The following is a 20391-nucleotide window of genomic DNA, read 5'->3' on the forward strand; positions in this document are numbered from 1 at the left end:
GGACATCGCAGTTGATGCCTCACAGTAGCAAATTGCAGGGTTGTTTGTTCAGGGATGAAGCTCCCGCTCGGGCCCCACCTTGAAGTCCTGGGTGGGTCCGAAAGCTTCGAAGAAGCGGCGGTTTGCAGGCACCTGCAGGTCATCCAGAATGCCCTCAATGGCCTGCATGAACCCGACAGGACCACAGTAATAGAAGTCTGCATCAAGAGGCACATACCTCAGCAGTTTCTCGGTGGTGATCAGGCCCATTTCCTGGCAGTCCACGCCCAGAACATCGTTTGCACCGAGGTGGGTGTAGAAGGTGGTCACTTTGACTTTTTGATTCTGCTGTTGCAGGTTCTGCAGCTCTTCTCTGAAAGCATGGTCTTCCCGCTTCATCACAAACTGCAGGAGGTGCACTTCAGATTCTTTTGCGGCTTTGGCCATGCTCAGCAGAGGAGTGATGCCCACGCCACCTGCAAGGAGGACCACCGGGCGGCCTCTTTCCTGAAGCACGAATTCACCCATCGGGGCATGCACATCCAGGGTGTCTCCCTCCTGGATGTGGTCATGCAGGATGTTGGACAGCACACCTGCCTCAAGGGTAGGATCGGTTTCGGGAGCCAGTTCCCGTTTCACACTGATGCGCAGGGTGTCACCACCAGGGGCATCAGAAAGGCTGTACTGGCGGATCTGGGTGTAAGGCATGCTGTCTGTCTTGATGCGGATGCTCACATATTGACCGGGCTTAAAGGGAGCCAGGGGTGCACCATCCGCAGGCTTGAGGTGCAGTGAGGCAATCTGGGCACTTTCCTGCACTTTCTTCACCACGGTGAAGGCTTTGAATCCCTCCCAGGGAGCGGCCTGATAGAGGCTTTTCTCTGCACCTATCATGATGTCGGCAAGGATGCCATAAGCTGCGCCCCAGGCGTCGATGATCTCTGGTGTGGCAGCCTCGCCCAGCACTTCCTGAATGGCTGCAAGCAGGTTTTCACCCACGATGGGATAGTGCTCGGGCAGGACCTCCAGACTGGCATGCTTGTGGGCAATTCTGCCGACCATGCCAGACAGAAATCCAGGCTGGTCAAGGTACTCGGCGTAAGCCAGCACCGAGGCAGCAAGGCTGCGGGACTGGGCACCGGTCTTCTGGTGGGTCAGGTTGAAGACGTTTTGCAATTCAGGATGACGGGCAAACATCCTTTTGTAAAAGTGGGCGGTGATGGTCGCTCCGTGCTCTTTCAGCACTGGGACGGTGGCTTTGATCAGTTGCAGTTGGGTTTCGGTCAGCATGTGGGCTCCTTAAAATATGCATTTAAAATATATATTAAAAATGGGAGAAATGTCCCCGGGGGACCCCCCTAGCATTTTCCAGAAAAAGTGATACAATCTATTCCGTTCCTGAGTTCGGCTCAGGCAACATTCCCAGGGAGAGGTGTCCGAGTGGTTGAAGGAGCACGCCTGGAAAGCGTGTATAGGGTAACACCTATCGCGGGTTCGAATCCCGCTCTCTCCGCCAGAATCCAGTCCGGTTTTCCGCCGGACTTTTTTGTTTTTGTGGCCCTGGGATGGTCTCGGTTTTGACTTCAGAAATCAAGTGACCCGGACCATTGCTTTCCCTGACCTTTTTTAGGGGTTTTCCCTTATCACTCCTCTGCACCTGACTTCTAAACTGAATATATTGGTGGATAAATTGTGAGCACTGGATAAGTTTTCAGCCAATTGGTCTGAAGACAGCCACCCTTCTGAGTTTCCCGTCCAGTTGATCCTGCCCCATGCATGCGAAGGAGTCACCCATGATCACCAAAACCCTGATTCAGGCCCTCAATCCCAATCTGAAACAACCCGATGTCACTGCCGACAAACTGCAGAAAGCAGCAGACCAGTATGGCATCAACACCAAACTGCGGGTGGCCCACTGGCTTGCACAGCTCACCGCAGAGTCCAGTCTGGTGCCCCAGGAGGAGAACCTGAATTATTCAGCGAAGCGTCTGTGTCAGGTGTGGCCCAGCAGGTTTCCCAGCATGGAAGCTGCCCAGAGTTGCGCCATGAATCCTGAGGCTCTTGGAAACAAGGTCTATGGCGGACGCATGGGCAACACCCAGCCTGGAGACGGGTACAAATACCGTGGGCGGGGCTTCATTCAACTGACGGGCCGCAACAACTACACCCACTATGGCCAGAAGACCGGCTTTGATCTGGTGAACAACCCCGATCTGCTGTTGCAGATTGGCGTGAGTGCGCAGACTGCAGCGGCGTTCTGGCAGGACCACAACATCAACGTTTACGCAGACAAAAACGACATTGAAGGGGTGACCCGCGCCATCAACGGAGGTCTGACCGGTTTGCAGAGCAGGCAGGCCTACTTCCAGAAAATCATGTCCCTGCTCAGCTGAATCCAGCACATCAAACAGCAGATTCGGGCTGCGCCACACCGTCAAGGGCGGCATAGTGCGCAGCCCATTCCTGTTCATTCCGAAATCGGGTGGGGTGGGTCTCGCCCAGCAACTTCAGGTGCCAGACCTCCCAGGGAGCCACAATTCCAGTCTGGGCATCAAATTGCTGCTTCAATTCTTCAGCCCGCCTGAACGCCTCTTCTGCCAGTGGATGCCGCTGTTTTTCCAGAATCAGGGCGTACAGCTCTGCACCCACATAAAACGGAGACAGACCTGCCCCCTTGACGATCTTGAACCCGCGCTGCAGGATGTACAGGGCTTTGCGGGTGTCAAAAAGGCCCCTTTGCCAGAGCGCCGTCATGCGTCCGGTGTGAATGAAGTTGTGGCAGGTGTGGCACAGGGCCACAATCTCTGTCATTTCCATGCTGCCTGCCGTGTAATCGATGGTGTAGGATTCATGCGCTTCCAGCCAGCGGTGGTAACGGGCTTCCCGTTTGTGGATGCCACACGCCCAGCAGTGGTGGTGATGCTTCGCGTAGGCCTCTCTGCGCTGCTCATCCCACCATTCCCGGCCCAGAATCTCTCTCGGGGCGAGGCCATGCAGGGGTTTGGGGATGTTGGGGTGGGTCAGCAGTTCAGGTCTGGGGATCATGGTGAAGGTCCTGATTTTATCCTGTTCAGAGGTCAGAATTTGTGGGAGAGGTGGGTTTTGGTCTTCATGTTCTGCTCTAAACAAAACACAAAAAGCCCTGCAAGGAGGGCTCTGGGAATGCAAACCATTCAGACCAGTTCAGGTTCTCTGATTTTGCTGAAATTCAGACGCTCGTAGATGTCGCGCAGGTTCTTATCTTCAAGCTCATGGTCCTGAGAGAGCACGATGGTGGGGGCAGGAATGCCTTCAAAGCGCATCTGGTCGGAGATGCTGAGGTCGCGCCAGTACTGCCCAAACACAGGGAATTCGTTGTCCAGGTAGTTCTGCAGGGCAGTGAGTCGGTGCTGCCCATCAATGACCAGTCGGCTGAGTTCGGCACGCTCAGGGTGAATGGTGATCACCAGTTGACCAAAGCCCAGACCGAGCCAGACATTCTCAATGAACTGCTGTTGCTGCTGTGTGGACCACTGCAGCGGCTGATGGAACGGAGGAATCCGGTGACCACAAATGTAGCCTTCGAGGTAACGCATGCGGGTTTCCCGGTGGCGGTTGCTGTAATGGATCAGGGTGTAAGGCTGGGCAGGTCCCTGAATCAGGGTCGGGGGAATCGTCATGGGGTTTCCTCCTCTGGGAGTCTTGACTGCAGGGTAACAGATGAGCTCTTGATGAATTCTGACACCCTCTTACAACACTTCAAGCCACAGGCTTCGCTGTGATGGGCCTTCTGCAGGTTTCAACTGCTGCTCTTGTGACCCCATCACCTGTACAGAAGTTGTTCAGCTGGTTAGAGTAAGCAGCATGACCCAGCGCAGCATGGCCGCCCTGTTCACCGCCCAGGCACTTTCGACAAGTGCCACCACCATCGGGGTTGCTCTTGCCAGTGTCCTCGCCGTCAAATTGATGGACGATGAAAGTTACGCCGGACTCCCCTCCACCGTGAATCTGCTGGCATCAGCATTCAGCGCTTACTTTGCAGGACAGTACATGGCCCGACATGGCCGCAGGGCGGGACTCACCCTGGCTTTCCTTTTAGGAACCGTGGGGGCGGCTCTGGCCTGCTGGCAGGCCCTGGCAGGGCATTTCTGGGGATTCATGATAGGGATTCTGCTGGTGGGTCTTGCCAATGGAGGCATCAACCAGACCCGGTATGCGGTCAGTGAACTGGTGAAACCTGAACGTCGCGGGCAGTTCATTGGGTGGCTCCTGACCTGCAGTGCCATCGGGGCAGTGGTGACCCGGCTGTGCATTCCTGTCCTGAAGCAACTGGCCGAGGCCTACCAGCTTCCTGAGAATGAGGCAGGATGGTTGCTCAGTGCCCTGTTTCTGGCCCTCGCCAGTGTGCTGGTGGGAGTGTTTTTCACTGCAAAACCCACAGATGTTCCCAGAAACACTGCACGTGTGCAACTTTCTGTCGGTGAATTGCTGAAACAGCCCCAGGTTCAGCTGGCCCTGATCGGCATGATGGTGGGTCAGGGCATCATGCTGATGCTCATGGTGATGATGCCCGTGCATGCCCAGCACATGGGACACGGCCTGGAAGCCATTTCCACCGTCATGACCGGACATGTGGTGGGCATGTTCGGACTGGCCTGGATCACCGGGCACTGGGTGGACCGTTTCGGGGCACGCAACATGATTCTGGCAGGCACGGTGCTGCTGGCGGCCAGTGCCATTCTGGGCATGCTGGGGCACAGCATCACCGAGATGGGTGTGGCCCTGTTTGTGCTGGGGGTGGGCTGGAACCTGTGTTATGTGGCCGGGTCCAGCTTGCTCACCTCCAGCCTGCCCCCTGAAGCAAGAGCGGCAGCGCAGGGCAAACTGGATGTGTTTGTGTGGAGTGCCGCAGCGGCAGGTGCCCTTGGAGGCGGGCTGCTGGTGTCCAGTTCTGGTTTTTCAACCATGTACAGTGTTGCGCTTGCCATCAGCCTCATTACAGCAATTGGGGTATATTTAAGACGTGCTGGAGAAGTGAAGCGCGTTTCCTGAAGGTGGGCTTTTTGCTGGACACCCCCACTGGACAGGGAACCAGGACCGATCCGTCGGCCTTTCCACATCCACATCCGAGAGGTGGGCCATGTTGCAACGGTTCCCATCTGGTCAGATGATCTGCGCACAAAAGAGGCGGGCATGAAAAAGAAAGTGACTTTGTTGGATGTGGCCCAGGCAGCCGGAGTTTCTCCGAGCACCGTGTCAAGAATTGTGGCAGGGACAGCCCGGGTCAGTGAAAAAAAACGGCAGCAGGTGGAAGAAGCCATTCAACAATTGAAATACCAGCCCAATCTGGTGGCCAAAGGTCTGGTTCAGGGCCGCACCCTCTCCATTGGGGTGCTCACCCAGGACATTGCAAGTCCTTTTTACGGGGCTGCCCTGCTGGGCATTCAGGAAGCCCTGAGGGGCACCGAGTACGTGCCGGTGTTCATGGATGGCCACTGGAAACCCGAGGATGAAGCCCTCGCCCTGCAGCGCCTGATTGGCCGGGTGGACGGCCTGATCATCATGGGGGGGCATCTGGAGGGAAAATCCCTGAGTGCCCTTGCAGAATCCATGCCCATTGTGACGATTGGCCGGACCATCCCAGGATTCGAGCAGCACTGTGCCACCGTGGACAATTATGCAGGGGCACGCAACCTGGTGCGGTACCTTTTTGATCTGGGGCACCGCCGCATTGCCCACATTTCGGGCCCAGATGACCATGTGGATGCCCGTGAGCGCCTCAGAGGTTATTACGATGCCCACAAGGATTTCGGCATGGACATCGATCCGAAACTGGTGGTGCAGGGAGACTTTCAGGAGGCTTCAGGCAGTCTGGCCGTGGCCACACTACTGGAGTCCCGGACGCTTTTCACTGCGATCTTTGCAGCAAACGACCAGATGGCTTATGGGGCCAGACTGGCCCTGTACCGCCGGGGCATCCGGGTGCCAGAGGAAGTCTCCCTGGTCGGCTTTGATGACACCCGCAATTCGGAGTACATGATGCCTCCCCTGACCACGGTGAGACAGCCCATGCATGAACTTGGTCTTTCTGCCGCAACCGCCCTGCTGAAGATGCTCAATGATGAGGAAGTGCAGCTGGAGAAGATCACCCCTCAGCTGGTCATTCGCGAATCTGCGGCCCGGGCAAGATAAACTGGACAACTTCTGGTGTGCCTGTCCAGCAGGCACCCTGTTTTTCCTGACCTGCGCCCATTAGCATGGACAGGATGAATCCTGCTCTGGATGTTTTTCTCACTTTCCTGCGCCTGGGCTGCACCAGTTTCGGTGGCCCGGTGGCCCACCTCGGTTACTTCCGGGAAGAATTTGTGAACCGCAGAAAATGGCTTTCGGATGCCGATTATGCGGATCTGGTCGCCCTTTGCACTTTCCTCCCTGGACCTTCCAGCAGTCAGGTGGGCATGAGCATTGGCAAGCTCCGGGCTGGAACCCCTGGCGCAGTGCTGGCCTGGATTGGGTTCACCACCCCTTCTGCCCTGATCATGCTGGCCCTGGCCCTCGGTGCAAACCAGTTGCTGGGAGGAGGTCTGGTGCGAGGGCTCAGCCTGTTGACCCTCAGCGTGATCCTCAGTGCAGTGCTGGGCATGGCCCGCACACTGGCCCCGGACTGGAGCCGCCGCCTGATGGCTTTGATCAGTGGCCTGATCATGCTGTCATTGCCTGGAGCATGGACCAGTGTCCTGGTGATCGCTCTGGGTGGGATCTATGGAGTGCAGTTTTTCAGGCAAGCGGGCACCATCCAGAAACAACAACTGAACCTGAAAAAAACCGGGATCTATCTTGGGGTGGCCACTGTGCTGCTCTTGGTCTCTCCCCTGCTGCTGGGATTCTCACCTTATTTCAGGGTCTTCGGAGAAATGTACCGCACCGGAAGCCTGGTGTTCGGAGGGGGGCATGTGGTTTTGCCTCTGTTGCAACCTGTGGCCACCTGGCTAACCCCGGAACAGTTCCTGGGAGCCTATGGGGCCGCCCAGGCCATTCCCGGTCCTGTGTTTGCCATCAGCACCTTTCTGGGGGCCACTTTTCCCGGGGTGCTTCCTGCCTGGGGAGGTCTGATTGCCACCGTCGGGATTTTCTTGCCTGCTCTCCTGCTGGTCCTGGCGATCATGCCAGTCTGGGACAGCATTAAAACCCATCCAACCCTGCAATCTGCCCTGAAAGGGGTGAATGCAGCTGTGGTGGGTTTGCTTTTTGCAGCCCTGCTTGATGCTGGATGGACCATCCGGCCCTCCAGCTGGATCGAGTGGGTGTGGGTGGTTGCCAGCTTCGTCCTGCTGCATGTCATGAAGGTCCCTGCCCATGTGGTGGTCTTTGCTGGAGGCCTGCTGGGCTATTTCCTGCTGGGTTAAAAACCCCGCAAGTTTGTCACCAGATTTTTTGTTTTTAACAAGTAAATTGGCGAGATTGCATGAGCAAGTGATGAACCCAGACCAGAATTTGCACTTGGCAAATTCTGTTTTGCGCTCAGACAAAATCGAAGCCTCATGTTTTTCATTCATCAGCACACAGCACAGCTTTACGTCAAACACTTCTGGCCCTCCGACTTTCACAATGCAGAGAACAGCCTTTGCCTCTGGTTTTTTAAAAGAAACTTGATTTATAACGAGTTTTCTTGCAATATGGTGGTATTCCAGGGAGGTTCAAAATGAGTGAAGCTGTACAGGCACCAGCATCCCAGTACGACATTGCCAGAATCATGGGCGCACTCTATGGGGATGGCATCCTCGGACTCAAAGGGGCTTTCTCCCGCGAGTGGGCACAGCAACTCGGTGAAGACATCGCTGTGCTGTACGAAGATGCACTCAAACGTCCAGGCGGGGCTGTTGGTCGCGGTCCCAAACGCCACTATGTGGAAATCCACCCAGAGGACATCCGGGGCTTTGTGGAACTGGTGGGCCATCCCTGGGTCCAGACCGTGTGTGAGGCCGTGCTCGGACTGGACTACAAAATCGTGGAGATTGGTTTTGACGTGCCCAACCCAGGCGCTCAGGACCAGCCCTGGCACCGGGATTTTCCTGCCCCTGAAGACACCATCAAGGGTCGCCGCCTCAATTCACTGGCCTTCAATGTCACCACCGTGGATGTGGAACCCGACATGGGGCCTTTTGAAATCGCACCTGGCACCCAGTGGGATGACGCTTCACAGTTCGAGCACGAGATGTTCCCTCCCAAGAGCTTCTACCCACGCTATCAGGAACGGGCAGAACAGAAAATGCCCAAAATGGGCGACATCTCTGTGCGCTCTGCCCTGACCATTCACCGGGGAACCGCCAACCACTCGAACAAATCCCGTCCTGTGCTGGTGCTGGGTGTAGACGCTCCCGGAGCCAACAACCATGAGCGCCATGACCTGCAGGTGACCCAGAAATTCCATGATGCCCTTCCAGAACAGGTGAAACAGCATCTGCTGTGCCGGATTGTGGCCGAACTCGAACCCATCTCACAGAAGCACTCCATCGAGGGCCTGATGATGGGCGAGGCCTGACAAAAAATTTCAAATCAAAACAGGCATTTTTGCTGCCCCAGCTGGAGAGGAGAAATCTTCTCCATTTTTTTGTCTCTTGACAATTTCATGTGCAGGATGGCATCAATAGAGGCGAGCGGCAAAATGTGCAGGCTCAGCTGAGAAAGTAGGCGAAGCAGCAAAAAGACCGAGCTGAACACCGTCTATTTCATTCCTCTGTACGATTGGTCATAGATTTCTTGCTGCAATCATCAAATTCTGAGTGATGGTTCAAAATGGGTCCCACACCAGAACCGGCATTTCAAGTGAGGAGTAGGACATGACTTTAGCAAAGGATCAACCCGCCAAGCAGACCAAAAAGAAAGTGGAGCCCTCCCACATCCCGGGCATGGGAGCCATTCCCAGTCCCGAAGGGGTCAGTTTCCGGGTCTGGGCACCCCACGCCACCGCTGTCTGTGTGGGCGGAGATTTCAACAACTGGAACAAAACCGAGCACCGGCTCGCAAAAGAAAAAAATGGTTACTGGTCTGTTTTTGTGCCTGGAGTGAAACCGGGTGCAACCTACAAGTTCAGAATCAAAAACAAGAGTTTCGACGAATGGAAGATGGACCCTTACGCCCGTGAAGTGACCAGTTCTGTTGGCGAATGCATTGTCTATGACCCCACCTTCGACTGGGGCGACCTGCAGGAGTACCGCGTTCCACCCTGGAACGAGATGGTCATTTACGAAATGCATGTGGGCACCTTCAATGCCTCCGAAGGCGAGCGGGGCACTTTTGATTCTGCCATCGAAAAACTGGATTACCTCTCTGAACTCGGGGTGAACACCCTGCTGATCATGCCCCCCATGGAATTTGCAGGGGACATCTCCTGGGGATACAACCCTGCCCACCCCTTCGCTGTGGAAGGGGCTTATGGTGGACCCAATGCCCTGAAGCGTTTTGTGAAGGCCGCACACGAAAAAGGCATCGCTGTCCTGATCGACGTGGTCTACAACCACTTCGGACCCTCTGACCTGGACCTCTGGCAATTCGATGGCTGGAGTGAGAACGACAAGGGGGGCATCTACTTCTACAATGACTGGCGCTCAGCCACCCCCTGGGGCGACACCCGCCCCGACTATGGCCGTGAAGAAGTGCGCCAGTACATCCGGGACAACGCCCTTTTGTGGCTGGAAGAATTCCACATGGACGGCCTGCGCTTTGATGCAACAGCTTACATCCGCAATGTGCAGGGCAATGAGAACCCCGGAGACGACCTTGAGGAAGGCTGGGGCCTGTTGCGCTGGATCAACGACGAGATTGAGGCCAGACAGCCCTGGAAAATCACCATCGCAGAAGACCTGCGCGGCAATGCCCTGGTGACTGCACCCACCTCTGAAGGGGGTCTGGGCTTTGATGCCCAGTGGGATGCTGGCTTTGTGCACCCGGTGCGCGAGGCCCTCATCGTGCAGGAGGATGTCCACCGCAACACCCAGGCCGTGGCAAACGCCGTGACCAACTGCTACAACAATGAAGCCTTCAGTCGGGTGATTTACACCGAATCCCACGATGAAGTCGCCAACGGACATGCACGGGTCCCCGAAGAAATCTGGCCCAACAATTCTGGCAGTTACTACGCCAAGAAGCGCTCCACCCTCGGGGCCTGCATCACCTTCACCTCCCCGGGCATTCCCATGATCTTCCAGGGACAGGAAATGCTCGCCGGAGGCTGGTTTGACGACAACAACATGCTCGACTGGACCCTCGGCGAACAAAATCAGGGGATCACCCAGCTTTACCGGGACCTCAAACAGCTGAGACAGAATGCCTCCGGGACCACCGCTGGCCTCAAAGGGCCCCACGTGACGGTGCACCGGGTCGACATCGACAAGAAAATGCTGGCCTACCACCGCTTTGAACAGGGAGGCCCGAAAGACGATGTCATTGTGGTGGTCAACCTCTCTGGAACAGCCCTGGAACACTTCTGCATCGGGTTCCCACGTGGAGGCCTCTGGAAGGTCCGCTTCAATTCCGACTGGAACGGCTACGACAGCGAATTCAACAATGTCCCGAGCAACCACGTGACTGCCAATGAGGGAGAAATGGACGGCATGCCCTTCAATGCCCATGTCTCTGTGGGACCCTACAGTGCCGTGATCCTCTCGCAGGATGAGTAAAGTCAGACCGGAGGACCGCCCCTTTCTGCTGCGCACCCTGGAACTCGCCAGGGAAAGCGTGGAAAAGGGGTCCTCCCCCATTGGTTGCGTGATTGTGGACGGTCAGGGCAACATCATCGCAGAGGGTCGCAACCGCGCCCACGAATCCTGGCCCAATCAGCCACATGAAATCGCAGACTCCAGTTTCGCCCACGCAGAAATGGTGGCCTTCTACCGTCTGGGCCGGGTGAAAAATCCAGAGGAGTGCACGCTGTACTCCTCCCTGGAGCCCTGCCTGATGTGCGGAGGGGCCATCGGGATGATTCAGCTTGCAAGGGTGGTGTGGGCCTGCGATGATCCGTGGGGAGGCTCAGGTCGCCTGATCAAGTGGGACATGCACCCGGCCTACGAAAAGACAGAAGTGGTGCCTTGCCCCTTTGAGGACCTCGAGCAGGAAGCCGCAAAACTGTTCGCCCCGGAAGCAAAAAAAGCCTATCCAGAAGAAGGATGGAAAGCCTGGGTCGAGAGATATCCAGAAACAGCAGAGCTGGCAGAAAAACCATAAAGCAACATTGAAGACAACAAAGTCCAGATCCTTTTTTGAGGATCTGGACGATTGATGTTCAGGGAGCATGCCTCGCCCCTACAGATGCCTTTTGCCCTCGGCTCTCAGCTCTGGGCCCTCTGCATCTTTCACTTCGCCAGAAATTCCAGAAACTTCTGGTTCAAGGCCTCGTCCTCAATCAGGAAAGCATCGTGTCCGTGTGGGCTCTGCAGTTCCCAGTATTCGCTGTTCTTCATCTGGTCTGCCATCGCCTTCACTTCGCTGGCCGGGTACAGGATGTCCGTGGAGATGCCAATGACCAGTGTGGGGACGGTGTTGCGGCGCAGTTCATCTTCGGTGACATCAAAGAGGTCCATCGCCTGGGTGATCAGCAGGTAGGTGTTGGCATCAAAACGTTTGAGGAGTTTTTCTCCGTGGTACTCCAGGTAGGTCTGGATGGCGCTCTGGTTGGGTTTGAACTTGGATTGCCCGCCCTGGGTCATCTGGTAGGATTCGGGGCTGCGGTAACTGATCATGGCGATCTGGCGGGCAATGGCAAGTCCATGGGGTTGCTCCAGGTATTTGCCGCCCTTCCAGTCAGGATCACTGGTGATGGCGTTGCGCTGGGAGACATTGAAGCTCTTGGCCCAGGCGCTGTGGCGGGGGGGTGCAGCAATGATGATGGCTTTTTTGAGGCACTCGGGGTAGCTTCTGACCCATTCGAGCGCCTGCATGCCGCCCATGCTCCCACCAATGACCGTCAGTTTCTTGATGCCGAGGTCCCGCACCAGTTCTTTCTGCACCCGCACCATGTCGTGGATGGTGATGGGGTCCAGACCGATTTCCTTGGGTCCAGAGGTTCCTGAACACCCCCCCAGGATGTTGGAACACACAATGAAGTGCTTTGTGGGGTCCAGGGTCTTCCCTTCCCCGAAAATGTCGGCCCACCAGCGGTGCACGGCACTGGTTCCGGTGAGGGCATGGCACACCAGGATGGCATTGTCGCGGGTTTCGTTCAGCTTTCCATAAGTGTGGTAACCCACCCGGATGTTGCTGAGGGTCCGACCCGAATCCAGGATCAGGGGTTCTCTTTCAAAGAACCACTTGTAACTGGGTGTGATGGTGTAGTCGTGCTGGCTTTTGGCGACGAACGTAAACGGGATGGCTCCCTCATCGGTCTCGAATGCGAACTCGAAGCGCATGTGCTCCCCTCCAGGAAAAACGGTTGTGGTGGTGGGGGAAAAAAGATTCCCCCTCTCGTGGTGTTGAGAAGGGGAAATGGTCGTTTACGCCCTTCTCTTATCGTCCCCGAATGGGACCATCGTGGTCGTTCGGGCTGGTGAGCACCGTACCGTGATGAGGGCCGGTTGCTGCGGCGTTGCGGGCCAGTTCCCTGCGCCGACTCTGGATAAGAGTCGCCTCCTTGTGGAAGGCTAAATGCCAGTGTACGGGGTTGGGCTTTTCAGTGTCAATACAGCAAAGGGCAGATGGGCAGCGGTCCTCTGGGTGAAAAACACCTGTCTTGGAAAAACATCTTGCTTTCGAACATCATGCAGGTCCAATGCACCTGCATTTCGTTACAGTGCTGATCGAATTCTCATTTTTCTTGTTTAGCTTGAAAGAGTGAAACGTTTATTGTTCATGTCTTTGTTGCTGACCGCATGTCAGGGTGGGCTTTCTCAGCCATCCAACCCCCAGCCACCCACCAGAACCCCGGAAATGCTGCTTGAAGAGCGCTCCAAAGAAATCATCACACAATACAAACTGCCCTCCCTGAGCATTGTGATCGCCAGAGACAGCAAGATCCTCACCCAGGCCACCAGTGGCGTGCGCAAGTATGGATCACCTGAGAAAGTGACGTTGCAGGATGTGCATCACCTTGGGTCCATCAGCAAATCCTTCACGGCCACCCTGATTGCCACTTACGTTGAAAACAAGAAACTGTCATTCAATGACACCCTCAAAGACCTGCTGCCAGGAATGAAGATGCTCAAGGCGTACGAGGACATCACCATCGACCAGTTGCTGTCCCACCGGTCTGGCATTGTGGCCAACCTGATGGAAGATGAATCCTGGTGGGATGGCAGCATTCCACTGGCGACCCGCAAAGCGTCCTTCCTGAAGACACTGCTGCAAACCCCACTGGAGCATGATCCAGGCAAGGCTTTTGAATACTCCAATGCTGGATATGCCCTGCTGGCCATGATTGCAGAGCAGGTGGGCAAAAAACCCTATGAAGAACTGCTGGACCTCCGCATCTTCAAGCCCCTGCAGATGAAAAACTGCAGTGTAGGTTTCACCTGGGACACCTCAAAAGTGACCCAGCCCTGGCCGCACATCCTCAAGAACAACCTCCCATCAGCCATTCCCCCTGTGTATCCCACCCAGGAGAACAAAACCATTGCTGGAAACACCGAGGTCATCAATGGGGCTGACAATGTGCGCTGCCCGATGTCGGATCTGGTCCGTTATTTGCAGGACCACCTGAATGGCGAAAATGGCAAGAAGGGACTGCTCAGACCCGACACCTACCGCGAACTGCACAAAGACCACCACGGTGATGATTATGGTTACGGCTGGGTGGTGCAGCAAAGCCCGGAAGGTGTGGTTCTGGGCCACGATGGCAGCAACACCCTGAATTATGCACGCATGGTTCTGGTTCCCAAAAGCAACCTGATTCTGTTTGGAGCAACCAACATCGGCTCTGAGAACGCTGGAACGGCCATTGAAGCAGGGATGGCAGAAGCCGTAAAACTCAACACGCCCTGAATCCTGAATGGCCTGTGCCCTGCAACTGCTGGAGTTGCAGGGGTTTTGATCTGGAGGGGTCCTGCCTCGATCTCAATTCTGGTAGACTGGTAAAGCCTGTTGCGGTGACTGGCGAAGCGTGGAGTACCACGGGGGAGCCGCAACACAAACCTGCCGCACGCCTGGGCGAAACAGCTGGATTTCCCATAGGAGGGCTATTTCGTGCGCGCAATACTGTCTGTCAGCAACAAGAGTGGCATCGTGGACTTTGCAAAAGGTCTCGTCGAAAAAGGCTTTGAGATCATCTCCACCGGAGGGACCTTCAAAACCCTCAAAGATGCCGGTGTGGCCGTGCGGTACGTCACCGAAATCACCGGATTCCCGGAAATTCTGGAAGGCCGCGTCAAGACCCTGCACCCTGCTGTGCACGGGGGCATTCTGGCCAGAAGAACCCCGGAGCATCTGGCGCAACTGAACGAGCAGCAGATCACCCCCATTGATCTGGTGTGCGTGAACCTGTACCCCTTCCGTGAAACCATTGCAAAACCGGATGTGACCTTTCAGGACGCCATCGAGAACATCGACATCGGTGGGCCTGCCATGATTCGCGCCAGTGCCAAGAACCATGAGTCCGTGCTGATCGTGGTGGACCCCGCAGACTACAGCGAAATCCTGGGGAACCTCGGAAATGTCACTTCTGAATACAGAAAATACCTGGCTCAGAAAGCTTTCGCGCACACTGCTGCTTACGACACTGCAATTGCCAATTACCTTGCCCCTTCCACAGGTCTGCCTGAGCAGAAAACCGTGGAACTGAACAGGGTGATTGAATTGCGTTACGGCGAGAACCCCCACCAGAAAGCTGCCCTGTACCGCGAAGGCAGCCAGAAGGGTGCGGTGCTCGATGCCGAGGTTTTGCATGGCAAGGCCATGAGCTTCAACAACTACACCGACGCGGAAGCCTGCTGGAACCTCGCCTCCGAATTCGATGAACCCACCGTGGTCGGGGTCAAGCACGCCAATCCCTGCGCTGTGGGCACCGCCTCCACCCTGGCAGAAGCGTGGCAGCGTGCCTACGAGGCCGATCCTGTGAGCATCTTCGGGGGCATTGTTTCGGTGAACCGTCCCCTGGATGCTGACACTGCCCGTGCCCTGAAAGATGTGTTCCTGGAAGTGATCCTTGCGCCTGAGTACACCCCTGAAGCCTTCGAGATTCTGAGCAAGAAGAAGAACCTGCGCCTGATGAAAGTCGCACAGGCTCCAAAGCCCACCCTGGATTACAAGCGCATCAATGGTGGCTTTGTGGTGCAGGAAGCAGACACCCTGGGTCTGGAGGGCATTCAGCAGAGCGTGGTGACAAAGCGAGCCCCCACCGAACAGGAACTGCAGGACCTGCTGTTCACCTGGAGGGTCGTCAAGCATGTCAAATCCAATGCCATTGTGATCGGCAAGGATGGACGCACCACCGGGATTGGTGTGGGGCAGGTGAACCGCATCTGGGCCACCGAGCAGGCCATTGAGCATGCAGGCGACCACGCAAAGGGCAGTGTGCTCGCCAGTGATGCCTTCTTCCCCTTCGATGATGTGGTGCGCACTGCTGCCGCAGCAGGCATCACCGCCATCATTCAGCCTGGAGGGTCGGTCCGGGATGAGGACAGCATCAGGGCTGCAGATGAACTGGGCATCGCCATGGTTTTCACCGGTGTGCGTCACTTCCGGCACTGAGCAGGGAGGGAACATGCAGCCGATTTACGGAAAAGACACCGCCAGGGACATCAAGTACAACGTCAAGCTGGAAATTGCCCGCTGGAATGGTCTGGGCATCGTCCCGAAAATGGCAGTGGTGCTGGCCTCAAGTGACCCGGCCAGTCTGGTTTACGTGCAGAGCAAGAAACGCACTGCAGAAAGCCTGGGCATCGGTCTGGAGGTCTTTGATCTGGGAGCAGAGGTGTCCCAGAAAGAACTGGAACAGACCCTCCACAACCTCTCGGACAGCGAACAGTACCAGGGGGTGATGCTGGAGTTCCCTCTGGCCCCCCACCTGGACCCCGAGAAGGCCCTGTCCAGAATTGCTCCTCACAAGGATGTGGAGGGACTCTCCCCTGCCAACCTGTCCCTGATCGCCACCGGGCGGGAAAAGGAAGCCATTCTGGCCCCCACCCCGAACGCCTGCATTCTGCTGGCAGAGACGCAGGGACCCCTGATCGGCAAACGGGTTGCCGTGATTGGCCCAGGGCGCACCGTGGGGAGACCTCTGATCAGCATGCTGATCAACCGGGGAGCAACCGTCACCGTGGTGACAGAACACACCCGCGAAGTCAGGGACACTCTGAAGGACTGCGAGGTGATTTTCGTCTGTGTGGGCAAACATGGCCTCCTCAGAAAAGAAGCCATCACCGAGGGCCAGATCGTGATTGATGCAGGCATCAACGTGATCAACGATGGTCTGAAAGGAGACGCGGACCCCAGCATTTACCCCATGCTGAAAGCCTACTCTCCGGTGCCGGGAGGGGTCGGGGTGGTCACCAGTGCCCTGATCTTCCAGAATTTTGTCCGTGCACTCGAACTTCAGGCCGAGGACCTCGTGGTCACTGGAGGTCATGCATGAGCCTGTGGAATCAGGGAATTCAGGAACTGCTGGACCAGACGGCCAGCGATGCCCCAACCCCCGGTGGAGGGTCTGTGGCTGGACTCACCGCATCTTTTGGTCTGGGGCTGGTCATCATGGCCCTGGAAATCTCTAAGCCCAAAAAGAATGCCGATGTGACTGGGATTGATGCCCTGCTCATCGAGGCCCGTGAACTGCTCACCATCCTGAAAACCCATGCGGACCGGGATGTTGCTGCTTTTGAGCGTTACATGGATGCCCTGAAGCTTCCAAAAGGCACCGAGGAACGCAAGACTGCCGTCAAAGACGCCACGCGCAACGCAGCCCTCACCCCTCTGGAAGCGGCAAAAGACGTGCTTCGCGCGTTGCAACTGGGGGAACGGGCAGCGGCTCTGGCCCACAACAGCATCATCAGCGATGTGGGGGCAGGTGTCGCTGTGCTGCAGGGCGCAGGACAGGCTTTCCTGCTGACGGTGGACATGAACCTCAAATATGATGCAGACCTGAACAGCGAATTCCGGGCAGATAGGGACCAGGTTTCGGGCGAAATGTTGCAGGTGACAGAGCGCGTGATGCAGCAGGTGCAGGGTATCCTGAGCTGACCTGGGTTTCCAATTTCTTCCAGTTCAATTTCGGCCCGCGTGGGCCGATTTTTTTGTGTTGCCCATTGGGTTTGCCAACTGCATTCTCCCCTCTCTGAAAAGATTTGTATAGCCATGTTCAAAACTATCAAAGGCAAAATTTCAGCCATTTGGTAGCGTTTCCATATGAAACAACCCAGCAATGGGAACCGGCAACGGTTCCGGCTTCAGCATGCACTTGCAGGCCTCACCCTCGCTCTGGCCCTTTCCAGCTGCAATCTTTTTACAAATGTTCCCCCTGTCACCAATCCCGGTCCGGTCATCAATGGTCAGGATGTGCTGTATTTTGCCCTGACAGACCGATTTGCCAATGGCGACACCAGCAACGACAATGGCACCAAAACCCGAACAGGAGATACAGCAGACAAAACCAACCCCATCGGGTGGCATGGCGGAGATTTCAAAGGCATCACCCAGAAGATCAACGAGGGGTACTTTGAAAAGCTGGGCGTCACCGCCATCTGGATCTCCCCCGTTTACCTGCAGGTCCCCGGACAGCTTGCAGGAGATGGACCGAACAAGGGCAAATACCACACCGGGTACCATGGCTACTGGGCCGAAGATTTTCTGAAAGTGGACCCCCACTTTGGCACCCTGCAGGACCTCAAGGATCTGGTCCGTGCTGCCCACGCCAGAGGCCTGAAGATCGTTCAGGACATGGTGATCAACCATGCAGGCTACGGAGCGCAGCTGACCAAAGACCATCCAGACTGGTTCAACACTGCCGCAGACTGCAACGCCAGCACCAACAAAGATGTGGATTGTGATCTGGCTGGACTCCCAGACTTCAAACAGGAAAAAGCTGAAGTCACGAAGTTCCTGAACGACACTGTGGCCTACTGGATCAAAGAAGTGGGCATCAACGGCATCCGCATGGACACCATGAAACACGTGCCCGATGCGTACTGGAAGCAATTCTTTGCGAATGGCGGTGTGGCAGATCCCGCAAAGATATGGACCGTGGGTGAGGTTCTGGTGGGCGATGTCAACTTCAACAAGAAGTTCATCAATGACCTGGGCTCCCCTGCCCTGTTTGATTTCCCCCTGCAATTTGCCCTCAAAGAAAACCTCAGCACAGCCAGCGGCAACCTGAACGCCGTTGCCCGCATCTTTGACCAGGACAGCCTTTACAATGATCCCAACAAACTGGTCACCCTGGTGGACAACCATGATGTGAAACGCTTCATGAGTGAAGCTGTGGACCGGGGTGTGCCTGTGGCAGAAGCCAAAGAACGCCTGGATCTGGCCCTCAGTCTGATCTTCACCTCACGGGGCACACCCAGTGTGTACTATGGCACGGAAATCGGCATGATCGGCAAGGGGGACGCTTACAACAATGTGCTGGGTGAAACCAGCCGCGAAGACATGGATTTCTCAAAGCTGGCCGAAAACACCCTGGATGAGCGCATCAAAGCCCTCAGTGACGCACGCAAGAAGAGTGCATCGCTGCGCTCGGGAAAACAGGAAATTCTGTCCCGTCCCGAAACCAATGGTGGAAAATCCCTGCTGGCCTACCGCCGCACCCTGGAAGGGGCAGATCCGGTGGTGGTGCTGATCAACAACAGCAACACCGACCTCGACCTCAGCACCCTGGCCGCAGGAAAAGTGCAGTTGCTGGGGACTTTCGCAAAAGGATCAATCCTCAGTGAACTCACCGGGAAACCCCTGACCGTCAACCTTGATGCGGATGGCAACCTCACCGGAAATGTGGCGAAACACAGCGCATTGATTCTCAGCGCAAAAGTGGGAACAGCCCCTGGCACAGATCCCACCCTTGGTGCAGCCAGCAACCTGACCAGTCAATCGGGCACCAATGGGGTCAAAATCAACTGGACACCCTCAGAAGATGCCAACATTGCCGGGTACCGTGTTTACGTCAGTGAGAACGGCACACAGTTCACCCCTTACAATCTCGAACCGGTGTCCACCACCCAGAACCACATGCTGGTGCTGGGATTGGACAACAACAAGACCTACACCTTCAAAGTGGTTGGGGTGGGCAAAAATGGCAAAGAAGCGGTCAATGCTCCCACACTGACCGCCAAACCCAATCCCTCTGTGCTGTCCAGTGTGACCTTCACGGTAGATGCACGGGCGCTCGGAGATGCCGATGTGGAAGTGCGTCATTTTGACAACGGGCAGCAGGAATACCAGATGACCGAAAAAGCAGGCCAGCCCGGCATCTGGACGGTGACCCAGCAGCTTCCGCTGTTCAAACCTGTGGTGTTCAAGTTTGGCGATGACAGCAGCACAGCCAAGAATTCCGGCTACGAAGGTGCTGGTCAGGGAGACCGGGTGTTCATCCCAGACGATCTCACCGACACTTACCAGGGGGTCTACAACTTCATCACCCTGTCTGCCCCCAGCAGTTTCATCTCTGGTAAAGTCACCAGTGCAGGGAAGCCACTCAAGAAGGCATTGTTGAACAGCAGCCTGGAACCCCAGAATTATTACGCCGTCAGTCGAAAAGATGGCAGCTATTACCTTCCCCTGCCCGACAGTCAAACCGTGGACATCACTGCCAGCAAGAATGGCTATGCTTCCAAAACCATCAGGGCCAGCAGCGGCAGTGAGAATGCAAATGTGGACCTCGCCCTGGCCATCGTAGGCTCCAAATACACCCTTGATGGAGACCTTTCAGACTGGACTGCACCCAAACTGACCCTCACCAATGCACCCGGTGGTTATGACACAGGTTTCGGAAATGACAACATCCTCAAAGAAATCCGGGTGGATGCAGACAGCAAATACCTGTATCTGGGTTACGTCTATCGGGCCTCTGGCAACTCCGCCATTCTGCACTTCGATCACAAAACAGGAGGGTTCACCAACGCCGATGCCCTGAATGCCTGGCCCCGCAAGGCCACATTCAATCTGGGGATAGACTTCTTTGTGGCCCAGTACCAGAACAACGAACCTGAATTGCGCCTCACCAATGGCAACACCGTCGACCTCAACGAAAACTTCTTTTATGAGACCACAGGCAGTGCGCCCGAATACACCACCGAAGTGATCATTCCCTGGACTTCACTGGGCCTGGCCGACAAACCCGCAATCTTAAATGGCTATGCAGGCATTTATGGTGGAGACCACTATGGTGCCGGAGACATCCTGCCAAGTGAGAAATCCACTCCGGCCTACACTGGCAACAAAGTGGCAGGATATGACCAGCAGCGCGAAGTCACTTTCACCAAACCTTTTACGCTGGCCCCCTGAGCTGTCCATCAAAAAGAG

16 protein-coding genes, 1 tRNA gene and 2 riboswitches are annotated in these 20391 nt (G+C 56.0%); of the genes, 13 read left to right on the top strand and 4 right to left on the bottom strand.

Annotated elements, in window-relative coordinates; all coding sequences use genetic code 11:
* Window positions 1-48 precede the first annotated feature (48 nt).
* The gene (hmpA, locus tag DC3_RS03360; protein WP_146882319.1) at window positions 49-1269 is read right to left on the bottom strand and encodes an NO-inducible flavohemoprotein; all 1221 of its coding nucleotides are present in this window, start codon (window positions 1267-1269) and stop codon (window positions 49-51) included.
* Between the two features lie 136 nt (window positions 1270-1405).
* On the opposite strand from hmpA, the gene DC3_RS03365 reads away from it, so the two are divergent.
* Window positions 1406-1495: transfer RNA gene (locus tag DC3_RS03365), tRNA-Ser, on the top strand.
* A gap of 277 nt (window positions 1496-1772) precedes the next feature.
* Window positions 1773-2372 (top strand): glycoside hydrolase family 19 protein, encoded by a 600-nt coding sequence (locus tag DC3_RS03370; RefSeq protein WP_186815794.1) that lies wholly within the window; start codon window positions 1773-1775, stop codon window positions 2370-2372.
* A gap of 10 nt (window positions 2373-2382) precedes the next feature.
* Here the strand turns inward: DC3_RS03370 and DC3_RS03375 are convergent, their stop codons facing one another.
* A complete protein-coding gene (locus DC3_RS03375) occupies window positions 2383-3024 on the bottom strand; it encodes a hypothetical protein (RefSeq protein WP_146882323.1) in 642 nt (213 codons plus the stop codon).
* A gap of 128 nt (window positions 3025-3152) precedes the next feature.
* Window positions 3153-3638 carry a DUF262 domain-containing protein gene (locus DC3_RS03380; protein ID WP_146882325.1) on the bottom strand — a complete coding sequence of 162 codons (486 nt, stop codon included), beginning with the start codon at window positions 3636-3638 and terminating at the stop codon, window positions 3153-3155.
* 184 nt (window positions 3639-3822) lie between these two features.
* On the opposite strand from DC3_RS03380, the gene DC3_RS03385 reads away from it, so the two are divergent.
* The 6 genes from DC3_RS03385 to DC3_RS03410 all read left to right on the top strand — a co-directional run bounded on the left by DC3_RS03385 (window position 3823) and on the right by DC3_RS03410 (window position 11181).
* Window positions 3823-5010 carry an MFS transporter gene (locus DC3_RS03385; protein ID WP_146882326.1) on the top strand — a complete coding sequence of 396 codons (1188 nt, stop codon included), beginning with the start codon at window positions 3823-3825 and terminating at the stop codon, window positions 5008-5010.
* Between the two features lie 141 nt (window positions 5011-5151).
* A complete protein-coding gene (locus DC3_RS03390) occupies window positions 5152-6150 on the top strand; it encodes a LacI family DNA-binding transcriptional regulator (protein ID WP_146882328.1) in 999 nt (332 codons plus the stop codon).
* Between the two features lie 74 nt (window positions 6151-6224).
* Window positions 6225-7364: a chromate efflux transporter gene (gene chrA, locus DC3_RS03395; protein WP_146882330.1), complete on the top strand. Its 1140-nt coding sequence runs from the start codon at window positions 6225-6227 to the stop codon at window positions 7362-7364.
* A gap of 296 nt (window positions 7365-7660) precedes the next feature.
* Entirely contained in the window at window positions 7661-8500 is an 840-nt protein-coding gene (locus DC3_RS03400; protein WP_146882332.1) for a phytanoyl-CoA dioxygenase family protein, read from the top strand.
* Window positions 8501-8798: 298 nt separating this feature from the next.
* Window positions 8799-10637 (top strand): alpha-amylase family glycosyl hydrolase, encoded by a 1839-nt coding sequence (locus tag DC3_RS03405; RefSeq protein ID WP_146882334.1) that lies wholly within the window; start codon window positions 8799-8801, stop codon window positions 10635-10637.
* On the top strand, window positions 10630-11181 hold the full coding sequence (locus DC3_RS03410; RefSeq protein ID WP_146882335.1) for a nucleoside deaminase: 552 nt from the start codon (window positions 10630-10632) through the stop codon (window positions 11179-11181). The genes DC3_RS03405 and DC3_RS03410 overlap by 8 nt, the downstream gene beginning before the upstream one ends.
* Window positions 11182-11309: 128 nt before the next feature.
* Here the strand turns inward: DC3_RS03410 and metX are convergent, their stop codons facing one another.
* The gene (gene metX / locus DC3_RS03415) at window positions 11310-12362 is read right to left on the bottom strand and encodes a homoserine O-acetyltransferase MetX (RefSeq protein WP_146882337.1); all 1053 of its coding nucleotides are present in this window, start codon (window positions 12360-12362) and stop codon (window positions 11310-11312) included.
* Between the two features lie 94 nt (window positions 12363-12456).
* Window positions 12457-12575: riboswitch (SAM riboswitch) on the bottom strand.
* Between the two features lie 208 nt (window positions 12576-12783).
* Between metX and DC3_RS03420 the strand changes: the two genes are divergently transcribed.
* The 5 genes from DC3_RS03420 to DC3_RS03440 all read left to right on the top strand — a co-directional run bounded on the left by DC3_RS03420 (window position 12784) and on the right by DC3_RS03440 (window position 20373).
* Window positions 12784-13929 (top strand): serine hydrolase domain-containing protein, encoded by a 1146-nt coding sequence (locus DC3_RS03420; RefSeq protein WP_146882338.1) that lies wholly within the window; start codon window positions 12784-12786, stop codon window positions 13927-13929.
* 94 nt (window positions 13930-14023) lie between these two features.
* Window positions 14024-14103, top strand: a riboswitch (ZMP/ZTP riboswitch).
* A gap of 27 nt (window positions 14104-14130) precedes the next feature.
* Window positions 14131-15633, top strand: coding sequence for a bifunctional phosphoribosylaminoimidazolecarboxamide formyltransferase/IMP cyclohydrolase (gene purH, locus DC3_RS03425; protein ID WP_146882340.1), 1503 nt, complete (start codon window positions 14131-14133; stop codon window positions 15631-15633).
* Between the two features lie 13 nt (window positions 15634-15646).
* On the top strand, window positions 15647-16516 hold the full coding sequence (locus DC3_RS03430; protein ID WP_146882342.1) for a bifunctional 5,10-methylenetetrahydrofolate dehydrogenase/5,10-methenyltetrahydrofolate cyclohydrolase: 870 nt from the start codon (window positions 15647-15649) through the stop codon (window positions 16514-16516).
* Entirely contained in the window at window positions 16513-17118 is a 606-nt protein-coding gene (locus DC3_RS03435; protein WP_146882343.1) for a cyclodeaminase/cyclohydrolase family protein, read from the top strand. Before DC3_RS03430 ends, DC3_RS03435 begins: the two co-directional genes overlap by 4 nt.
* A 165-nt stretch (window positions 17119-17283) precedes the next feature.
* The gene (locus tag DC3_RS03440) at window positions 17284-20373 is read left to right on the top strand and encodes an alpha-amylase family glycosyl hydrolase (RefSeq protein WP_146882345.1); all 3090 of its coding nucleotides are present in this window, start codon (window positions 17284-17286) and stop codon (window positions 20371-20373) included.
* The last annotated feature ends 18 nt before the right edge of the window (window positions 20374-20391 follow it).

The sequence above is a fragment of the Deinococcus cellulosilyticus NBRC 106333 = KACC 11606 genome (genome assembly GCF_007990775.1).
Classification (GTDB): Bacteria; Deinococcota; Deinococci; order Deinococcales; family Deinococcaceae; genus Deinococcus_C; species Deinococcus_C cellulosilyticus.